This window comes from Streptomyces sp. CNS606, from assembly GCF_000426325.1.
Window position 1 is genome coordinate 1 of sequence record NZ_AUFD01000015.1, and the last position, 17686, is coordinate 17686.

At 74.3% G+C, this 17686-nt stretch carries 13 protein-coding genes; 2 read left to right on the forward strand and 11 right to left on the reverse strand.

Annotated features, from left to right (window positions below):
* Positions 1 to 433: 433 nt before the first annotated feature.
* Positions 434 to 1441 (reverse strand): stage II sporulation protein M, encoded by a 1008-nt coding sequence (locus K304_RS0112095; protein WP_027763963.1) that lies wholly within the window; start codon positions 1439 to 1441, stop codon positions 434 to 436.
* A 157-nt stretch (positions 1442 to 1598) separates the two neighbouring features.
* Here K304_RS0112095 and K304_RS0112100 point away from each other — a divergent pair, with 157 nt between their 5' ends.
* A complete protein-coding gene (locus K304_RS0112100) occupies positions 1599 to 2582 on the forward strand; it encodes an RDD family protein (RefSeq protein WP_027763964.1) in 984 nt (327 codons plus the stop codon).
* A gap of 26 nt (positions 2583 to 2608) precedes the next feature.
* Here the strand turns inward: K304_RS0112100 and K304_RS28640 are convergent, their stop codons facing one another.
* The 8 genes from K304_RS28640 to K304_RS0112140 all read right to left on the reverse strand — a co-directional run bounded on the left by K304_RS28640 (position 2609) and on the right by K304_RS0112140 (position 11326).
* The gene (locus K304_RS28640) at positions 2609 to 3295 is read right to left on the reverse strand and encodes a hypothetical protein (protein WP_051308363.1); all 687 of its coding nucleotides are present in this window, start codon (positions 3293 to 3295) and stop codon (positions 2609 to 2611) included.
* 167 nt (positions 3296 to 3462) lie between these two features.
* The gene (ahcY, locus tag K304_RS0112110; protein ID WP_027763965.1) at positions 3463 to 4926 is read right to left on the reverse strand and encodes an adenosylhomocysteinase; all 1464 of its coding nucleotides are present in this window, start codon (positions 4924 to 4926) and stop codon (positions 3463 to 3465) included.
* Positions 4927 to 5225: 299 nt separating this feature from the next.
* Positions 5226 to 6164, reverse strand: coding sequence for a cation diffusion facilitator family transporter (locus tag K304_RS0112115; RefSeq protein WP_027763966.1), 939 nt, complete (start codon positions 6162 to 6164; stop codon positions 5226 to 5228).
* A 42-nt stretch (positions 6165 to 6206) separates the two neighbouring features.
* A complete protein-coding gene (gene manA, locus K304_RS0112120; protein WP_027763967.1) occupies positions 6207 to 7457 on the reverse strand; it encodes a mannose-6-phosphate isomerase, class I in 1251 nt (416 codons plus the stop codon).
* Between the two features lie 88 nt (positions 7458 to 7545).
* Entirely contained in the window at positions 7546 to 8724 is a 1179-nt protein-coding gene (locus K304_RS0112125) for an SIS domain-containing protein (protein WP_027763968.1), read from the reverse strand.
* A 155-nt stretch (positions 8725 to 8879) separates the two neighbouring features.
* On the reverse strand, positions 8880 to 9122 hold the full coding sequence (locus K304_RS0112130) for a Trm112 family protein (RefSeq protein WP_027763969.1): 243 nt from the start codon (positions 9120 to 9122) through the stop codon (positions 8880 to 8882).
* Positions 9123 to 9429: 307 nt separating this feature from the next.
* A complete protein-coding gene (locus tag K304_RS0112135) occupies positions 9430 to 10788 on the reverse strand; it encodes a phosphomannomutase/phosphoglucomutase (protein ID WP_027763970.1) in 1359 nt (452 codons plus the stop codon).
* A gap of 91 nt (positions 10789 to 10879) precedes the next feature.
* Entirely contained in the window at positions 10880 to 11326 is a 447-nt protein-coding gene (locus K304_RS0112140) for a DUF3499 domain-containing protein (RefSeq protein ID WP_078528992.1), read from the reverse strand.
* Between the two features lie 313 nt (positions 11327 to 11639).
* Here K304_RS0112140 and K304_RS0112145 point away from each other — a divergent pair, with 313 nt between their 5' ends.
* A complete protein-coding gene (locus tag K304_RS0112145) occupies positions 11640 to 12083 on the forward strand; it encodes a metallopeptidase family protein (RefSeq protein WP_027763972.1) in 444 nt (147 codons plus the stop codon).
* A gap of 64 nt (positions 12084 to 12147) precedes the next feature.
* Here K304_RS0112145 and K304_RS0112150 read toward each other — a convergent pair whose 3' ends face one another.
* Positions 12148 to 13692, reverse strand: a complete 1545-nt coding sequence (locus K304_RS0112150) for a DUF5719 family protein (protein ID WP_027763973.1) — start codon at positions 13690 to 13692, stop codon at positions 12148 to 12150.
* Complete coding sequence (locus tag K304_RS0112155; RefSeq protein WP_027763974.1) at positions 13689 to 17429, reverse strand: glycosyltransferase; 3741 nt, start codon at positions 17427 to 17429, stop codon at positions 13689 to 13691. Before K304_RS0112155 ends, K304_RS0112150 begins: the two co-directional genes overlap by 4 nt.
* Positions 17430 to 17686: the final 257 nt, after the last annotated feature.

The window sequence follows — 17686 nt, forward strand, 5'->3', positions numbered from 1 at the left end:
GACACATCACGAGAGCGGAACCGCCGGAGGAATAACCCGACGATCCACAGCGTCCTCGCTGTTGTGTTTCAAAGGAACCACGCCCCCACAAAACAGGGGGACGGGGTATCAACATATCTGGCGTTGACTTTTGGCACGCTGTTGAGTTCTCAAGGAACGGACGCTTCCATCGGAACCCTTTCACAGGCTCCTCCGGGCGCTTCCCTTCGGTGTCCCCGACACTATCAGATGAATTCCGATGAGATTTCGGGGCTGCTTCCCTGTCGCTTTCCTTCGAAAAGGTGACGACCTCGAAGCGTCAGAAGTTCGGTGATGATGCTCCCACGCTGACCGCGTTCGGGGCAACTTCGCCAATCTACACCCCATGAAGCACCGCGTCAACGGTTCTCCGGGGGCTCGGAGAGCGTAGCAGGTTGATCGCCTCCGATGCACATCAGGCGACGGTGGGCGCCTCGGCCGTCCTGTCGGCCGCTTCGACGTCGCCCGTCTCGCCCGCGCGAGCGGCCCGGCGCCCCACCACGTAGACGTAGATGAGGAAGCCGACCTCCGCGGCGACTCCGATGGCGATGCGTGCCCACGTCGGCAGGCCGGAGGGGGTCACGAAGCCCTCGATGGCCCCCGACACCGCCAGCACGGCGGCCAGGCCGAGAGCCATGCCCAGTGCGGATCTGCCCTCCTGCGCGAGCGCGGCTCGTCGCGTGCGCGGTCCGGGGTCGATCACGGTCCACCCGAGTCTCAGGCCCGTTCCGGCTGCGACGAAGACGGCGGTCAGTTCGAGCAGGCCGTGGGGGAGGACCAGGCCGAGGAAGGTGTCCAGCCGCCCTGCGGAGGACATGAGTCCGATGCCGATGCCGAGGTTCAGCATGTTCTGGAACAGCACCCACAGGACGGGGATGCCGAGCAGCACACCGAAGACCAGGCAGATCGCCGCCGCGCGGGCGTTGTTCGTCCACACCTGGGCCGCGAACGAGGTCGCCGGATGACTGGAGTAGTAGGACTCGTACTGGCCGCCCGGGCGGGTCAGCTCCCGTAGTTCGTCCGGCGCGGCGATGGCCGCCTGGATCTCCGGGTGCGCGCCGATCCACCAACCGAGAGCGGCGGCCACGACCGTGGAGAGCAGGGCGGTGGGGACCCACCAGTGCCGCGCGCGGTAGACGGCGGCGGGGAATCCGGCCGCGAAGAAGTGCCCGACGTCGCGCCAGGACGACCGGCGGGCGCCCGTCACCGTGCTGCGGGCCCGGGCGACGAGGCTCGTCAGGCGGCCGGTGAGCTCCGGGTCGGGCGAAGCGGACCTGACCTGGGAGAGATGGGTCGAGGTGCGCTGGTAGAGAGCGACCAGTTCGTCTGCCTCCGCACCGGTCAGCTTGCGACGGCGGCGCAGCAGCGTCTCCAGGCGCTCCCAGTCCGCGCGGTGGGCGGAGACAAAGACGTCCAGGTCCATGCGGAGAGCTTGGCAGACTCGTTGGCGGGGGCGGCAGACTGTTGCCACCCGGAGCCACGACGTACCGGCCCGGAGCGGTGGCGCCTGATGGGGCGGAGGCCGTCGGCTCCGGGGTTCGGGTTCCGGGATTCATCGGTGGGCGAGGAGGGTGTGCCGGGTGAACGAGCTGGTGACGGGGGACGCGGTCGTCCTCGGGCTGCGGCCGGCGCGCCTGCCCAGCCGCGCCTGTGCGGTGCTGATCGACCTGCTGCTCGTGTGGTCGCTGTACGTCGCGCTGTCCCTGCTGCTGCTCAGCGCCGTCTCCTCGCTGGACCTTGCGGCGGTGGCGGCGGTGCAGGTGGCGTTGTTCCTGCTGGTGCCGGTCGGGCTGCCGATCGCGGTCGAGACGCTGAGCCGCGGGCGGTCGGTGGGGAAGCTGGTGTTCGGCCTGCGCGTGGTGCGGGAGGACGGCGGACCCGTGCGCTTCCGGCACGCGCTGACCCGGGGTGCCGTCGGAGTCGTGGAGATCCTGCTGACCTCGGGGGTGGTGGCGTGCGTCGCGTCCCTGGTGTCGGAGCGTGGCCGACGGCTGGGCGACGTGTTCGCGGGGACGCTGGTCGTGCGGGAGCGGGTACCGTCCGTGCGCGCCGAGCAGGCTCCGCCGCCTCCGGTCCGGCTGGAGGGACGCTTCGCGGGGCTGGATCTGTCCGGGGTGCCGGAGGGGCTGTGGCTGGCGGTCCGGCAGTACCTGATGCGCGCGGGCCAGCTGGATCAGGCGGTGAGCCGGGGGGTGGCGGAGCGGCTGACGGCCGACCTCGCGGCCTGCACCGGCGCGCCGCCGCCTGCGGACGTACCGCCGCCCCACTACCTCGCGGGCGTGCTGGCGGAACGGCAGGCACGCGACGCCCGGCGCGCCTTCGGCCCGGCGGGCGCCGGAGCCGCGCGGGGAACGGCCCCGACGTACCTCGGGGCCCCGGCGACGGGAGCCGCCCCGTCGGCCGCGCCGTCCCCCGGGCAGCGGTGGACTCCGCCGGGCGGCGACGCGACCCGGGGTGGCCACGGTGCGGGCGCCCGGTCCGCGGCTGCCCCCCGCCCGCCGGAACGGGCCGTGGACGGCAGCACGTCACCGGGCCCGAGCAGCGGGTTCGTCCCCCCGGCCTGAGCGCCGCCGTGCGGGCGGCACGGTCCTCACGTCTCCCGGGTGTCCTCCCCGGGGTCCTGGTCGGGGTCCTGGTCGGGGTCCGCGAAGCCGGCGGGGATCTCCGGGAAGGTGGACGGCGGCGATTCCAGGTCCTCCAGTTCGACGCCCGGGGCGGCGAGGACCACGTCCCCGGCCAGGTGCACGGGCTGTTCCTCGCCGGTTTCCAGGTCGGTGACCTGGTAGTTCTCCACCGTCAGCGGGTCGTTGTCGGTGGCGTGTGCTTCCGTGGAACGCAGGTGCCAGGACCGGTCGAGGGTGCGGGGCGCGAGGACGGGAGGTGCGAAGGAGACGAGGCGAACGCGGGTGGCGGGGGCTCCGGGCCCGGGTCGCAGCAGGCGGGCCGTCGCCACGAGGAAGGCGGGGGAAGCTCCGGTGAAGCCGTGGGCCTTGGCGTTCCCCTCCTGCGCGTGCCGCCCGGCCGGGTCGGTGCGGACCCAGGTGACGCCGTCCATCGTGGCGCCGCGCACCTGCCAGTCGCCGGCCCGCAGTTCGAGGCGAAGAGTGCGCCCGAGGGTGTCGAGGGTGAGGTCGACGGAACCGGCGGGATCGCCGGAGGGGGTGAGGAGCTGGGAGACGTACCGCCAGCCGGAAGGGCCGGTGGCGCAGTGGAAGTGCTCCTCGCCGAGCGGGGCGTGGTCGTCGGGGTCGTGGAGGGAGTAACGGCCGCGAGGCATGGCAGCGAGCCTACGTGCGTGCGCAGACGGGTAGGTGCAGCGCCTGCCGTACGTACCGGCCGCGCCGGGCGGCCCGGGTGCGACGGGCGCAGGCCCCCGACCGGGAGGTCGGAGGCCTGCGGGGTGTGCGGTGGGCGGGGCCGGACGGACGGGCCCGGCCCGTCCGCTCAGTACCGGTAGTGGTCCGGCTTGTACGGGCCCTCGACGGGCACGCCGATGTAGTCGGCCTGCTCCGGGCGGAGCTCGGTGAGGCGGGCGCCCAGCGCCTCCAGGTGGAGGCGGGCGACCTTCTCGTCGAGCTGCTTGGGGAGCACGTACACGCCGGTCGGGTAGGCCTCCGGCTTGGTGAAGAGCTCGATCTGCGCGATGGTCTGGTCCGCGAACGAGTTGGACATCACGAACGACGGGTGGCCGGTGGCGTTGCCCAGGTTCAGCAGACGGCCCTCCGACAGCAGGATGATCTTCTTGCCGTCAGGGAACGTCCAGGTGTGGACCTGCGGCTTCACCTCGTCCTTGACGATGCCCTCGATCGCGGCGAGGCCGGCCATGTCGATCTCGTTGTCGAAGTGGCCGATGTTGCCGACGATCGCCTGGTGCTTCATCCGGGCCATGTCGCCGGCCATGATGATGTCGCGGTTGCCGGTGGTGGTGATGAAGAGGTCCGCGGTCTCGAGGACGTCCTCGAGCCGGGCCACCTGGTAGCCGTCCATCGCGGCCTGGAGCGCGCAGATCGGGTCGATCTCGGTGACGATCACGCGGGCGCCCTGGCCGCGCAGGGACTCCGCGCAGCCCTTGCCGACGTCGCCGTAGCCGCAGACCACGGCGACCTTGCCGCCGATCAGGACGTCGGTGGCCCGGTTGATGCCGTCGACCAGCGAGTGGCGGCAGCCGTACTTGTTGTCGAACTTCGACTTGGTCACCGCGTCGTTCACGTTGATCGCGGGGAACAGCAGCGTGCCGGCCTGGTGCATCTCGTAGAGGCGGTGCACGCCGGTGGTGGTCTCCTCGGTGACCCCGCGGATCTCCGATGCCAGCTGCGTCCACTTCTGCGGGGTCTCGGCCAGCGTGCGGTTCAGCAGCTGGAGGATGACCCGGTGTTCGTCGTTCTCGGCGGTGTCGACCGAGGGGGCCGCGCCGGCCTTCTCGTACTCGACGCCCTTGTGGACGAGGAGGGTGGCGTCACCGCCGTCGTCCAGGATCATGTTCGGGCCGCCGGTCTCGGCGCCCGGCCAGGTCAGGGCCTGCTCGGTGCACCACCAGTACTCCTCCAGCGTCTCGCCCTTCCAGGCGAAGACGGGGACGCCCTGCGGGTTCTCGGGGGTGCCGTCCGGGCCGACGGCGACGGCCGCCGCCGCGTGGTCCTGGGTGGAGAAGATGTTGCAGGAGGCCCAGCGGACCTGTGCGCCCAGGGCGGTGAGGGTCTCGATGAGCACGGCCGTCTGCACGGTCATGTGCAGCGAGCCGGTGATCCGGGCGCCGACCAGCGGCTGCTGGTCGGCGAACTCCTCGCGGATCGCCATCAGGCCGGGCATCTCGTGCTCGGCGAGGGTGATCTCCTTGCGGCCGAAGACGGCCTGAGAGAGGTCTGCGACCTTGAAGTCGTGGGTCGACGTCGTGGCGGTCGTCGTCATGCGAACTGCATCTCCTCGGGGATGTCGAGGTGGCTGACTGGTCCGTGCCGCGGCGCTATCACGAGGCGCACGCCGACGCGCGTGACGCATCACGACGCACGTGTCCCCTGCCCGCAGCCCAGTCCGTCGGAGGCCCTCTCTCCCTCGGTGGCCCGCTCGTGCGGGCCGCCCGACCGCCATCAGCAGCGACGACTGTGTTGCTACGAATCTACACCGCCCGACCAGTCGAACGGATGGGATGGGGGAAACGCAAGGGCGGCTCGGGCTTCCACCCGGCCGCCCTCACGCGTTCCCGCAGGTCAGACTCCGGCGTCCGCCTTCTCGGTGGTCGGCCGGTAGATGTCCGGTTCTAGGTAGATCACCCGAGCGATCGGCACCGCCTCACGGATGCGGGCCTCCGCCGCGTCGATGGCGCGGGCGACGTCGGCGGCGGAGTCGTGGTGCCGGACGGCGATCTTGGCCGCCACGAGCAGCTCCTCCGGGCCGAGGTGCAGGGTGCGCATGTGGATCACGCCGGTCACGGTCTCCTCGTCGACCAGCACTTCGCGGATCGCGCGGACCTGCGACGCGTCCGCGGACTCGCCCAGCAGCAGCGACTTGGTCTCGGCGGCGAGCACGATCGCGATCAGCACCAGGAGGACACCGATGCAGATGGTGCCGAGGCCGTCCCAGAAGGAGTCGCCGGTGATCACCGCGAGGCCCACGCCGACGAGCGCGAGGAAGAGGCCGACGAGCGCGCCCAGGTCCTCCAGCAGCACGACCGGAAGCTCCGGCGCCTTGGCCCGGCGCACGAACTGCGTCCAGGTGAGCGAGCCGCGGACCGCGTTGGACTCCTGGATGGCGGTGCGGAAGGAGAACGTCTCCGCGATGATCGCGAAGACCAGCACGCCGACCGGCCACCACCAGTTGCTGAGTTCGTGGGGGTGCACGATCTTCTCGTAGCCCTCGTAGAGGGCGAAGACGCCGCCGACCGAGAAGAGCACGATGGAGACGATGAAGCTGTAGATGTAGCGCTCGCGCCCGTAGCCGAACGGGTGCTCCTCGCTGGCGGCCTTCTTCGCCTTCTTGCCGCCGACCAGCAGGAGCGCCTGGTTGCTCGAGTCGGCCAGGGAGTGGACCCCTTCGGCGAGCATCGAGGACGACCCGCTGAAGGCGAACGCCACGAACTTGGCCACCGCGATGGACAGGTTGGCTGCCAGGGCGGCGACGATCGCCTTCGTTCCGCCTGATGCACTCATGTGCGAAGGGTCCCTTTCTGGTGGAGGCCCGGCCGACTCGTGTCAGACGGCCACTGTGGCGCGGAAGATCGTACCTTCGCCGGAAACGCGCGGGCAGGTGGAGGCCGGAAGGTAGACGGATCGTCCCCGGGCCAGGCGGAGTTCGCCGTCCCGCTCCCCCGTGGTACCGGACGGGTCCCCGCCCCCCGGGGCCTGCTGCCCCGACTCGTCGACGAGGGTCACCTCCCCGTCCGTGCACAGCACGATCTGCGCCGCCTGCGCGTCCAGGCTCCGCGGTGCGCCGCCCGCCGCGAGGACGTGCCGGGACAGCCGGAACTCGCCGACGGGCGTCCGGTACACCTCCGCACCGTCGGCGTCGGGCTCGGGCACCAGCACACCCGGCCCGGTCGCCTCGAACCGCACGACGCGCAGCAGTTCGGGCACGTCCACGTGCTTCGACGTGAGGCCGCAGCGCAGCACGTTGTCCGAGCTCGCCATGATCTCCACGCCCAGCCCGGAGAGGTAGGCGTGCGGCACCCCGGCATCGAGGTAGAGCGCCTCCCCCGGTCGCAGGCGGACGAAGTGGAGCAGCATCGCGGCCAACAGGCCGGGATCGCCCGGGTGGTGGCGCGCGATTCCGGCGTAGGCGGCGTAGTCCTCGGCGTGCGGTCCCGGTTGCCCGGCGAGGCGGCTCGCCGCTGCCGCCGCCTGCCGGACGGTGTCCGCGATCTCGTCACGGTCCGCGGAGAGGACGGCGGTGAGCACCTCGCGCAGGGCGGCCTCCTCGGGGGCGGCCCGCAGGATGTCCGCGTAGGGCTTGAGTCCGTCGACGTCCAGGGCGGCCAGCAGTCCGGCGGCCTCGGCGGCCGGGCGGAAGCCGCACAGCCCTTCGAACGGCGTGAGCGCGGCGAGGAGTTCGGGCTTGTGCTGGTCGTCCTTGTAGTTGCGGTGCGGGGCGTCGCGCGGGACGCCCCGGGCCTCCTCGTCCGCGAAGCCGGCGACGGCCTGCGCAGGGTCCGGGTGCACCTGGAGGGAGAGCGGCTGCGCCGCGGCGAGCAGCTTCAGCAGGAACGGCAGACGGGGGCCGAAGGCGGCGACCGCGGCCGCGCCCAGCTCGCCGTCCGGGTCCGCGGCGATCACCTCGGAGAGGGGGACGGGCCCGCTGCCCCGGTCGACCAGGGACGGCGCGCCCGGGTGGGCGCCCATCCACAGCTCCGCCTGCGGTGCGCCCGTGGGGTGTTCGCCGAGCAGCTCGGGCAGGGCGGTGGGCGAGCCCCAGGCGTAGGGGCGAACGGTGTTCTGCAGACGGTCCATGGGGTGACGGGCTTTCCGTGCGGGTGCGTGTTCGTGCCGACGGCGGGCCCCGGCCGGGTGCGGCGGCCGCACCGCCGCGACGGCCGGGTCAGGATGCGTCGCCGAGAGCGAGCGTGAGGTAAACGGCGGCGAAATCCAGCGTGGCGATCAGTTCCGCGGCGGCCTGCAGGGGGTCGCTGCCCTCGCCGGGCTCCAGCTCGCTGAGCGGCGTGCCCCGCGTGTACGCGAGGTCGCGGGCCGCCACCACGGCGGAGTCCGCGCCGGGCGCGTGCTCGCGGAGCAGTACGACACGGGTGTGCAGTGGTTCCTGCGACTCGACGCGGTCGCGGAAGAAGTCGTCCTCGGCAGGGCCCCCGGGGGTGAACGCGTCGGCGAGCAGGCGGCCGTGCACCTCGATCGCCTCCGGCAGCGCGGCCACCAGTGCGGGACGTCCCGCCTGCGCGGCCAGCACGGTGGCGGAGTGCCGGGCGGCGGCGCCCGCGACCGGACCCTCGCTCCACAGCAGCGGCAGGGCTCCGGCGAGTTCGGTGGCGAGGGTCTTGGCGGGGTTGCCGAAGGTCTCCACCGCCGGGCCGCAGCGCGCGGCCACCTCGTCGAGCCGGTCGGCCAGCGCGTCCAGCGCCGCCCACGGCGCGGGAAGCAGGCCGAGTCGGTCGGTCAGCGCGAGGAGGGGGGTGAGCAGGGCCCACAGGGTGCCGGGGGCGGTGCGAGCGGCCATCCCGGGCGGGTTCCCGGCGCCGGTGATCGCGTCAACGTCGAGAGAACCCGCGGACGGGCCGGGGGCCAGGGGTACGGCCAGGCCGTGCGTCTCGGTGACCGCCTCGGCCACCGGCGTGCGGGGCGGGACCACACCGACGACGGTGCAGCCGCGCCGGTAGGCCTGGTCGGTCAGGGCGGTGAGGCCCGGCTCGTCGCCGGACGGCGAGGTGAGCAGCAGCAGGTCCAGCGGGCCGGCCCAGCCCGGCAGCGCCCAGCGCAGCGCGCCCGGCGCGGGGAGGTCACCGGTGGGGTGCAGCCGGTTCACGGTCACGGTGCCGTTGCCCAGGGCGTCGAGGAGTTCCGCGACGCAGGCGGTGACCGGTCCGGGGCCCGCCACCAGGACGGAACGGGGGCGGCCGTCCGGACGCAGGTCGGCGAGGCCGGCCTCGTGGGCCTGCCGTACGGCGGTGCGGACGCGGGCGCCCGACTGGGCGGCGTCGCGCAGCAGGCCGTCGGCGTCGGCGCGGGCGAGTGCGTCCGGGTCGTCCAGCAGCGACTCGTCGAGCATCGTACGGAGCCTCCTGTCGGTCGAACGCGGAGGGCGTCGGACGTCGCCGCGGCCGCGCGGCCGGGGGTGTGCGGGTGTGCCGCCGCGGGGTGCGCTGCCGGTGGGCGGTGCGGGTGCACGGGTGCGGGCACCCGCCGCGGCGCGCGGCGGCGGCGTCAGGCCGGGGTGCGGGCCTCGTCGACGAGCAGGACCGGGATGCCGTCCCGGACCGGGTAGGCGAGGCCGCACGTGGAGCTGGTGCACACCAGCTCGGCGGTGGCGCCGGGCTTGTCGGTGCTCCCCTCCGCGCTCCCCGCCGGGGCCGTGGCGGCCGCCTCTGCGGAGGGCTCCTCCTCGCGGAGCGGGGCGTGGCACGCCGGGCAGGCGAGGATCTGGAGAAGGCCGGCTTCGAGCGGCATGGACGGTCCCTTCGCGAGGCGGGCTCGGCTGTGGGGTCAGGGTACCGCTGCGGGCCGGGCGGCCGGGTCGCCCGTGGGACCGCACCGCGGGGTGCGCTCCGTCCCGCCCCGCCCGTCCCGTGCCCCTGGGGAGTCGCCTCCGGGGACCCGGCGCACCCCGGCGGGGCGGCGCGGCACCACCGGGCCGCCCCGCCGAACGACGCGCCGCCGCAGCCGGGTTGGAGGGACCGCGCCGGGGCGACGGAGCACGGGGCGGACGCCCGGGCTCCGCCGCGGTCGGCCGACTGCTCGGCGAGCGAGCAGCGCGTCAGGCGCGGAGGAGGCCGAGGGCCTCGTCGCGGATGCGGGAGACCGTCGCGGCGTCGCGGGCCTCGACGTTGAGGCGGAGGAGGGGCTCGGTGTTGGAGGGGCGGAGGTTGAACCACCAGTCGTCGGCGGTGACGGTCAGGCCGTCGAGTTCGTCGAGGGTGACGCCCTCGCGCCCGGCGTAGGCCTCGCGGACGGCGGCCATGCTGGCGGCCTGGTCGTCGACGATGCTGTTGATCTCCCCCGACGCGGCGTACCGGTCGTAGCGGGAGACCAGGTCGGACAGCGGCCCGTCCTGGCCGCCGAGGGCGGCGAGGACGTGCAGCGCGGCGAGCATGCCGGTGTCGGCGTTCCAGAAGTCGCGGAAGTAGTAGTGCGCGGAGTGCTCGCCGCCGAAGAGGGCGCCGGTGCGTGCCATCTCCTCCTTGATGAACGAGTGTCCGACCCGGGTGCGTACCGGCGTGCCCCCGGCCTCGCGCACGATCTCGGGCACGGACCACGAGGTGATGCAGTTGTGGATCACCGTGGAGCCGGGGTCCTTGGCGAGTTCGCGCTCGGCGACGAGTGCGGTGATGGCGGAGGGGGAGACGGGGTCGCCGTCGCCGTCGACGACGAAGCAGCGGTCGGCGTCGCCGTCGAAGGCGAGGCCGATGTCGGCACCGGTCTCACGGACGCGGGCCTGCAGGTCGACGATGTTCTTCGGGTCGAGGGGGTTGGCCTCGTGGTTCGGGAACGTGCCGTCCAGCTCGAAGTACAGCGCGTCGAGTTCGAGCGGCAGGCCCTCGAAGACGGTGGGCACGGTGTGGCCGCCCATGCCGTTGCCCGCGTCGACGACGACCTTCAGGGGGCGGATGCCGCGGAGGTCGACGAGGGCGCGCAGGTGGTCGGCGTAGGCGCCGAGCACGTCGCGCCGGGTGACGGTGCCCGGGGTGGCGTCGGTGGCGGGAAGCCCGGACGCGGCCCAGGTCTCGACGCGTGCACGGATGTCGGCGAGCCCGGTGTCCTGGCCGACGGGTGCGGCCCCGGCGCGGCACATCTTGATGCCGTTGTACTGCGCGGGGTTGTGCGAGGCGGTGAACATGGCGCCGGGCAGGCCGAAGTGGCCGCTGGCGAAGTAGAGCTGGTCGGTGGAGCAGAGCCCGATCTCCGTGACGTCCGCCCCGCGTCCGGCGGCACCCCGGGCGAAGGAGCCGGACAGGCCCGGCGAGGAGGGCCGCATGTCGTGACCGACGACGATCGCTTCGGCGCCGGTCACCTGCACGAACGCGGCGCCGAAGAGTTCGGCGAGGTGCTCGTCCCACTGGTCCGGTACGACGCCGCGCACGTCGTACGCCTTCACGATCTGCGACAGGTCTGTCACGGCCACCCTGCACTCCCGAGGTCGACGGCGGGCCGCCAAATCTACCCGGCACCCCGCAGGGGCACCGGTGGAGGGAGGGCGGCGGCGTCGGTCAGGAGTCGGGGGAGCGCAGCACCCGCAGGTGGCCGCGCCGGGCGACCTCCATCGGGTCGGTGTCGCGGCGCCGCGGTCCGGAGGGGTCGGCGGGCGGGGCGTCGGCGCCGGGGCGGCCGCGGGTGCGTGCGGCCTCGCGGACGGCGTCGGCCAGGGCTTCCAGGTCGTCGCCGCTGGGGCGGACGTGCGCCGGGTCGAGGGCGAGCCGCACGACCTCCCAGCCGCGCGGGGCGGTGAGGCGTTCGGAGTGCTCGGCGCACAGGTCGTAGCAGTGCGGTTCGGCGTAGGTCGCGAGCGGTCCGAGGACGGCGGTCGAGTCCGCGTAGACGTACGTCAGCGTGGCCACGGCGGGGCGGCCGCACGCGGTGCGTGAACAGCGACGTACAGGACTCACGACGTTGGACGGTACCGCACTTGTGAGCGGGCTGCGACGACTCTCCTTCAGCTCACCCGGCCGTGTCGTCCGCTTCGCCGGAAACGCCCCACGGGTGGGGAGCCGTACTGACCTGCGGCCCGGTCCGGCCCACCGGGCGGGCGGACGGACGGCCCCCGCCGGACGGGCCGGACGGCGGTCGGGGAGGTGTGGTGAAACGGTCGTTCCGCGCGAGATCACCGGTCGGGCGGCGGACGGAGACGGACGGCAAAGCGCACCGGAACGGTCGGCCGGCGACACATCCGCCCGTCCGTGCGGTCCTTTCCGCCGCACGGGGGTTCCGGAGGGGTGCCGACCCGGGTGGGACGGCTACGCTTTTTCGGTGATGAGCGACGCCGTCCCGCCCCGGGTCTCCGACCGGCGGCCGCGCCACCGGGACCGACACGGCCGCGGCATGCGCGGGCCGGTCGCCCCGCCGCAGGTGCCGCTGGCCGTGAGCAGGTCGGAGGCCTTCGACGATCTGGTCCGCGATTCGGCGCACCGGCTGGAGCGGCACTGGCCGCAGCTGGCGGGCGTCGACTTCGCCGTACAGGAGGTGCCGCGCGCCGACGGCATGCCCGCCGACGGCGTGACCGTGCCGCTGGGCCGCCTGGTGCCGGCGCACGGGCACCGGCCGGACTGCGTGGTGGTCTACCGGCGCCCGGTGGAGCTGCGCACGAAGAGCCGCGACGAGCGGGCGCTGCTGGTGCACGAGGTCGTGGTGGAGCAGGTCGCCGAGCTGCTCGGCCTCTCCCCCGAGTCCGTCGACCCCCGGTACGGACAGGACTGAGGCCGGACCGGACCCGACGGACCGGGGCGGTGCCAGCCAACCCCGGTCCGGACCGTCCGGTGGCTCAGCGCTGCAGGACGGAGAGGTCCTGCCCGGCCTCCGGCACGGCGACCCGGCCACGGTCGTCCGGCAGCGTCTGGACGGTGAACGTCGGCACGCCGCCGTCCTCCTCGGCGAGGGTGCGGGCGGCGTGGACCGTGCCGCCGGAGAGGCGTTCCACGGTCAGCGCGTAGGTGCCCTCGGCGCCCTTCGGACGTGGCGCCTCGACGGCGGTGGTGGTGCCGGGCTTCAGGGTGTAGGTGCGGCTCTGCGGGGACCCGCCCTCGCTGCCGGCGGAGGCGGTGACGCGGACCTTCGCCTTGCCGTCGAGGGCGAGGAGGGAGAGCGTGGAACCCTTCTCCTGGTTGTCCGCCGCGGTCGCGCGCTGTTCGACCGGCTGGGTGCCTGCGAGGAAGGCGGTCTCCTGCTCGCCCTTCTTCCCGCGGGTGATCCGCGCGGCGGCGACGATCGGCGTCTCGTCCCCGCTCTCGGTCGGGGTGAGGACCAGCGAGGCGGCGGCGCCCTGGGTGAGGTCGTCGAGGTCGACGGCGGCGGTCATGCCGGCCTTCACGTGGAGCGTCTCGAGGCCGGCCGGGGTGATGGTGCCGTTGGGCGTGGCGACGCCCACCTTGAGGTCGGCGTCGCTGTCGCCGGGGGCGTGCACCGCCAGGCGTACGGAGGTGGCGTCGGCGGGGATGCCGGGAAGCACGGCGGTGGGCCGCGGCACGCCTGCGGGCGGCAGCCAGTCGCCGCCGAGCTTCTCGTCGGACGCGTGCACCTGTGCGGAGACCCGACCGGTGCGGACCACGGCGTGCACGGTGACGTTGGTGACCGGCTCGTCGGTCAGCGTGGACAGCAGCACCGGCAGCGTCGAGCGCGGCGGCACGGTCAGGCCCCGCCCGTTCTCGCCCGGCAGGGCGCCGTCCTTGCTGTGCAGCTCCAGGTCAACGACGGCCGCGGTGTCGTCCGGGTTGGTCAGGTGGACGAAGTCCTGCCGGTCCTCGGCGGTGCTGGCGCCGGGGAACCAGAAGTCCGTGTCGGGGGCCGAGCAGGCGGTGCCGTGCAGGCCGCGTCCGGTACCGGCGCTGACGACGGTGGTCTGCTGCACCGTCCAGCCGGGCGCGAACGGCCCGTCGGCGGAGCCGGCGAGGGCCGGCGCGTCGGCGGAGCCCTCGGTGTCGGTGACGGGCGTGCCGGGCTTCTTCAACGGCAGTACGGGGTCCGGCTGTTCGCCTTCGCCGTCCTTCGATTCCTTGTCGTCGTCCTTGTCGCCCTTGTCGTCCTTCTCCGGGTCGTCGGTGAGACCGGTGTCCTTCTCCGGTACCGGCAGCAGCGCGGCCCCTCCCTCGCCCTCGGCGTCGTTCGGCGGACTGAAGGCCGTGTAGCGGGTCTCTGCCAGGTCGGAGGAGGACGGCTCGGGGCAGACGAGGGTGGACCGCTGCACCGGCAACCGCTCGGCGACGGGCGCCTGGTCCGGGCTCTGCGGCGCGGGCGCGGTCAGCGCGGCGACTCCGGTGACCGCCGCGAGCGCCGTCGTCACGCCGATGAGGGTGAGGGTGGTGCGGTTCACTGGTTCTCACTCCTGTCGCCGTACGGCGTTCCTCCGCCGGTCCGGGGGTCGTAGCCGTAACTCTGCGGGGGTTGCTGCGGCTGCTGCCCGTCCCACTCGCCGTACTGCTGTCCGGGCACGTACGGCTGCTGCGCGTACGGGTCCTGACCGTCGTGGGCGTCGTAGCCCGTGTACGGGTCGTCCCCGTAGCCGCCCTGCGCGGGGACGGCGGCCTGACCGTAGGGGTCGGTGGCGCCGGTGCCGTACGGGTCGGGGTACCCGGTGCCGTACTGGTCGGCGTACTGGCCGTAGGGGACCTGCTCGGGCATCGGGGGCGCGGGCGGCTGCTCGAAGCCCGGGTCGGCGTCGGCGGGGCCGTGTCCGGGTACGCCGTCGGCCGGGTCCGGCTCGGCGGCCGTCCCGTCCGCGCCCTCGGCCTCGGCGGCCTCGGCGGCCGCGGCCCGCAGGCGGCGGGCACGGCGGCCCTCCCCGGCCACGGGCTCCGCCGGGACGGTGTCCTCCTCGGGCAGGTCGTCGTCCACGTCGCGGCGACGGCCGGGCAGCGCGAGCACGAGGACGACGAGGACCAGCGCGGCCTGCGTCCACAGCCACACGGTGTGGGTGAGCGGAGTCTCGTAGGTGAGGTCCAGGCGGCCGCCCTCGGCGGGGAGTTCGAAGCCCTGCGCCCAGCCGTCGACGGTGACGGCGGTCAGTTCGCGGCCGTCCAGGGTGGCGCGCCAGCCGGTGTCCGCACGGTCGGCGACGCGCAGCACGCGCCCGTCGGGGCCCGACGGGAGGTCGGTGTGCGCCTCGACCGGCCCGGCGGGCACGAGCACCGGCTCCGGCACGGCGCCGGCGCCGTTTCCGTCTCCGGGCTTCTCCTGACCGGAGACGATCCGGATGCGGGCCACCTCGGCGTCCACGCGCCACAGGGCGCTGCCGTCCTCCTGGCTGAGCCGGGTGAGGCCGGGTGTGGCGTCCAGCGTGCGGCTCAACTGCCGTGGCGCGCCCTCCCGGACGAGCACGTAGGCCACGGCGTAGTCGCCGAGGCGCCTGGTCTGCTCGGCGCCGGAGCCGGCGACGAGGTGCGCGACGGTCTCGTCGAAGCGGGTGTCGCGGCCGGCCGCGGCCGCGAGGTCGGCGTCGCCGAGGCGGGCGCCGGAGCCGCGGACCACGGCGTAGGACACCTGGCCGGTGGCGGTCGCGTCGCCGCCTTCCTCGCCGTCGAGGACAAGGGTGCGGGCCTGGTCCTCGGTGTTGCTCTCCTCCGCGACGAAGGCGGGGACCTGCACGGGGCTGCGTCGGGTCAGCGGCTCGTGCGCGCCGTCGATCATCCAGCCGACGGCGGACAGCAGGGGCGCGGCGACGGCGGCGGCGGCGATCAGCGCGGCGACCGGCTGCTTCCAGCCGAAGTTCTGCGACGCGACCCGTTCGCGTGCGCCCTCGGCACCGACGGCGGCGGCGGCCAGCAGCGCGATCCCGTAGACCAGGGTGGCGGGGCCGGCCCAGCCCTGGGCGTTCGCGAGCACCGCGAAGACCAGGCCCGTGAGGGCGACGGCCCAGGCGGCGCGTACGGGCGTCTGCCGGTCGGCGCGCAGCAGTGCGGCGAGCGCGGCCAGCACGATGCCCGCGAGCAGCAGCCCTCCGGCCGCTCCGGGGCCGCCCGGGGAGAGGGTGGCCAGGTCGAGCGCGTCGGCGGCACCGGTGCCGTAGGGCAGCCCCGCCTCGGTGAAGAAGCGGGAGGGGCTGGTCAGCAGGGCGAGCGACCAGGGGGCGAGCAGCAGGCCCGGGGTGACGGCGACGACCGCGGCGCGGAGGGCGGCGCCCGCGACGCCGTCGCCGCGGCGCTGCGCGAGCACCACCGGGGCAAGGGCGAGGAGCACGCCGATCGGCCAGGTCACGGGCGTGAAGGCGGTGGTGAAGGTGAGCAGCAGCGCATACGCCCAGACGGCGCGCCAGGAGGGCCGTCCGCGCAGGCCGCTCGCGGCCACGGCGGTGCGGGCGAGCAGGGGCAGCACGACGGCGAGTACCGCGGTGCCGATGCGGCCGCCCGCGAGGGCGCCGGTGGCGGCGGGCAGGAAGGCGTACGCGACGGCGGCCCAGGCGCGCACCACGCGGGAGTCGACGAGCGGCCGGGAGGCGAAGTAGGCGGTGAGGCCGGCCAGCGGCACCGAGCAGACCAGCAGCAGGGTGAGCGCAGTGCCGGTGCTGCCGAAGAGGAGGGTGGCGACGAGCGCGAGCACCGCGAGGTAGGGCGGCGCGGTCTGGGTGCCGCCGATGCCCACGGGGTGCCAGGCGTCGGTGTACCGGGCCCACAGGTCGGACACGCTCTCCGGCGCGGGCAGGAGTGCGCCGCCGGCGAGGGAGCCGCCGGAGAGCAGCGCACGGCAGGCGATCAGCGAGACGAGCAGCAGGACGGCGAAGAGCAGCGGTCCGGGCTTCTGGGCGAGGCGCTTGACCCGGGCGAACTGCTCGACCTCGAGGAAGTCGGCGTCCTCGTCGGTCGGTCCCGACTCGACGGCGCCGTGCCGGCCGCCGGAGGACCGTTCGGGTTCGGCGCGGCCGGCGAAGTTGCTGACGACCTGTTCGGCGGTGGCCCGCACGGTCGCGCCGGGCGGCGGGAAGAGCGGGCGCAGGTCGCGGTGGTCGACGACCGGCTTGCCACGGCGCCTGCGGGCCCCGAGGATGCGCACCGGCCGCAGCAGGGTGCCGACCAGGCCGGACACCTCGTCCAGCGCCTGGCCGGGGACCTTGCCGACGAGGTAGGCGAGGGTGCGCAGCAGGGTGCCGAGGACGAGCCGCAGCAGCACCCACGGCAGCCCGCGGGCGGGGGCGTTGGCGAGCATCGTGTAGACGGCGCCGGCCTTGTCCACCTTGTGCGGGCTGGCGCCTCCGCCGCGCCCGACGCAGTCGACGGGGCGGCGTTCGCGGGAGGCGGCCTCGGCGTGCCGCATGTGGGCGTCGGGGACGACGAGCACGCGGTGGCCGGCGGCGTTGGCGCGCCAGCACAGGTCGACGTCGTCGCGCATGAGCGGCAGGCGGCGGTCGAAGCCGCCGAGTGCGAGGAAGACGTCGCGGCGGATCAGCATGCCGGCGGTGGACACCGACAGCACCGGGCGCACCTGGTCGTGCTGGCCCTGGTCCTGCTCGCGGCGTTCGATGCCGGTCCAGCGGCGGCCGCTGTTGGCGATGGTGACGCCGGTCTCGAGGAGCTGACGGCTGTCGTACCAGCTGCGCAGCTTGGGGCCGACGACGGTGGCGGACGGATCGGCGTCCACGACCCGCAGCAGGTGGTGCAGGGCGTCGGGGGCCGGGGCGCAGTCGTCGTGCAGGAGCCAGAGCCACTGCACGGGTTCGCCGTGCGGCAACTCGGGCATGTCGTACGCCTCGTCGTGCCAGGTGCGGGTGACGGGGTCCCAGCCGCTGGGGCGTTTGAGGTACGGCAGGTCGTCGGGGGTGAGTTCGCCCGCGGTGCGGACGGCCTCCTCGACGGCCGCGCCGAAGCCCGTGCGCCGGGCCATGTGCAGGACCCGGTCGGTACCGAGGGCGTCGGTGACCAGGCGGGCGGAGTCGTCGGCGCTTCCGGTGTCGGCGGCGATGACGTTCTGGACCGGGCGCTCCTGCCCGATCAGTCCCGACAGTGCTTCGGGCAGCCAGCGCGCGCCGTCGTGGGAGACGAGCACGGCGGTGACGACGTGCCGGGGGAAGTCAGGTGTGGCCGCCTGGTGTTGGGCCGCCGGGTGACTGTGCACGGACATCGAGGTACAGGCCCCGTTTGAGTGGACGGCGGTGGACGCGCGTCCCCGCGAGGCGGGGCCGGACGCGTCTCGGACGGGCCCACACTAGAGGAGTGGCGCCGAGGTGGCGCCGTCCGCCCGCGTACGAGGCTCCGCCGTGCTCGCGGAGTGCGGGCGGAGCGCGGGCCCGGAGAGCGGGACCGCCGCCGGTGCGGGCTCCGCTCGCCGCCCCGTTGCGTCGCGCCGGCCGCCGCCCGCGCGTCACGGCCTCCGGGTCG